This window comes from Stenotrophomonas sp. 05L44_2, from assembly GCF_056665995.1.
On sequence record NZ_JBFTNR010000652.1, the window covers coordinates 1 to 2,377 of the forward strand.

Annotated in this window: 3 protein-coding genes; all 3 read right to left on the minus strand. The window is 65.6% G+C overall.

What is annotated here, in order from left to right; genetic code table 11:
• Positions 1-497, minus strand: a 497-nt coding sequence (locus AC1VAN_RS18765; protein WP_480986433.1) for a hypothetical protein, incomplete at its 3' end; no start/stop codon positions are given.
• Positions 498-504: 7 nt separating this feature from the next.
• Positions 505-1,386, minus strand: coding sequence for a hypothetical protein (locus AC1VAN_RS18770; protein ID WP_480986434.1), 882 nt, complete (start codon positions 1,384-1,386; stop codon positions 505-507).
• 149 nt (positions 1,387-1,535) lie between these two features.
• A complete protein-coding gene (locus tag AC1VAN_RS18775; protein WP_480986435.1) occupies positions 1,536-2,159 on the minus strand; it encodes an outer membrane beta-barrel protein in 624 nt (207 codons plus the stop codon).
• Positions 2,160-2,377: the final 218 nt, after the last annotated feature.

The window sequence follows — 2,377 nt, forward strand, 5'->3', positions numbered from 1 at the left end:
ACATTCCGCTCCCGATCCGGCGCATCGGCGAGCAGCTGCGTGTACGCCGCCGCCAGTGCCGGCGCCATCTGTGGCGGGTGCGGGCCATTGAACGGCACCGGGTGTTGCCGATACACGGGCAGCAGCGCCATCAGATCCGGCAGGGTGCAACGGTAGTCCACCAAGGCACTGTCACCGTCAGGCCCGTGCGGGTACTGCACGCTGTCGGTCGTGCATCGTACCGAGGCCTGCCGCGCACGCAGCGCGGCCGCCGCCTGCGGCCAATCGGCCATTTCCGGTGCGTCGTCCAGGTGGCTCACACCGGCCAGGGCCGCAGCGATGGCCACACCCTTGTCGCCTTGCATGTACTGCGCCAACGCACGCTGTGCAGGCGCATCGCCGTGCACGATCACCTGCGCAAACAGGTCGAATATCTGCGCGTCCGGCAATGCCGCAGAACCTGCCCGCGCACTACTGAAGGCCAGCAGCAGCGCTGCCAGCCCCCATGTCTTCAACATGACCCTCTCAGGCGCATTCGTCGGTCCACATCATCTCGGCCATCGGACGCAGTGCCTTGCACTCCTGCGTCATTTCCTCGGCCGACATCACCTGCGTCTTGGCCTTCAACTCTTCGGTCATCGCATCCACACCGCTGATCTGGTCCGGTGCGATCTTCGCCACGCAGCTGCGGTGCTGCTGCAGCAGCAGATCGCAGGCCGGCACGCCGGTCACCTTCGGTGCCTTGGCTGCTTCAACGTCCTGCATCCAGCCATCGAACGGCGCCAGCGCATCCAGCACCGGGCCCACCAGATCATCGAAGTTGCTGCTGTACCAGTAGCCCTTGTCCTTGGCGGTGTACAGGGTGAGGGTGCCGGTCACGGCCTTGCGCGGGCCACTCTGCAGGGCCTGGGTATAGGCCTCGGTGAAGCGCGCGCGCGGAGCCTTGTCCTCACCCGTCAGGCTGGCCAGGAACAACGGCTGCACGCTGCCCAGGTCGGCCAGCTGGCAGCTGAAATCGACCTTGGCGATCTTCTGGTCGTCCACGAATTCGTTGTCTTCCACCGTGCTGCGCGTGGCACGGCACTGCGAGGCCTTCAGCGCCTTGGCGTACATCGCTTCCGCCGCTGCGGGATCACCCTTCACTCCGGCCACGGCCAGCACCGTCTGCCACGGCTCGGCCAGGGCCTGGGCCATCATGCCCGGCACCGGCGTTACCGAATCCTGGCCGTCGAAGGCCGGCTTCAATGCATCGTTGAGCGTGCGCGTGGCGGCGGCATCGTCTTCCAGCAATGCGCGTGCGTACAGATCGAAGGTCTGTTCGGGGGTCAGCTGCGCCGGGGCGGCCGCGGCGAACATCGGGGCGCACAGCAGTGCGGTGGCCAGCAGGCCGCGGATCGGGGTCTYCATGACGGTGTTCCTGTTCCAGAGGGCGGCAAGCCTAGCGCAATTGTCATTGCATTCGATGGCGTGCCGCAGCCAAGCGTATTGCGCGCGACGGCCAACAAAAAACGGGCCCCTTGCGGAGCCCGTTCGATCGCACGACGAGGATCGGGCAATCAGAAGCTGGCGCGCACGCCGGCCGAGTACTGGGTGACGTCGCGGTAGCCGGAGATCTCGCCCACCAGGCCCCAGGTCCGGGTGAAGTTGATCTGGCCGCCGACGGTGCCGACCCAGGTGCCCTTGAATTCATTGCCGCCGTCCATGTAACCGGCCTTGATCCAGGCTTCGGTCATGCGCGAAGGCTTGCCACGCAGGCCCATGGTGGCGCGCACCAGGTTGGTGTGGTCCTTCACGCTGAAGCGGCCGTAGTCCACGTCCTTGACGGTGATTTCAGCCTGCTGGCGGACCCAGGCGATGTCGGCGGTGTAGTCGACGCGGTCGCTGAAAGGCATGTGGTAACCGATGCCCAGCTCCGGCTGGTTCAGCTTGAGCTTCATCGAGCCGTAGTCGTAGTCGTACGACTTGCTGCCGTAGTTCCAGYCGCCGAACACGTGCACCTGCTCGGCCAGCGCGATCGAACCGCGCACGTAACCACCATCAACCTTCGGGTCGTTGAACACGTCGTCGTCGGTCTTGACCTGGGTCCAGCCGCCTTCGACGTAGGTATAGCTCAGGGCGTCGGCGGAGGCCGAGAACGGGGCAGCGGCCAGCAGGGCGGCCACGATCAGGATCTTGCGCATGGGAATTCCTGTGAATTTCAGTCCATTGGCGGCCCACCTGTGCGGCAGTCCGTGGCGACCTCATGTCGTCCGACCGCCGATTTTAATGAAAGTTTTACGAAATGCGAGCGACGGCCGTCACAGGCCTGGACGCGCCCGGGTGGGGGCAGAGCCCTTTCCTGCGGAAAGGGGTCCGACCCCCGGGGGCATTCGGCCCCGTTCAGCCCGGGCTGTTACAC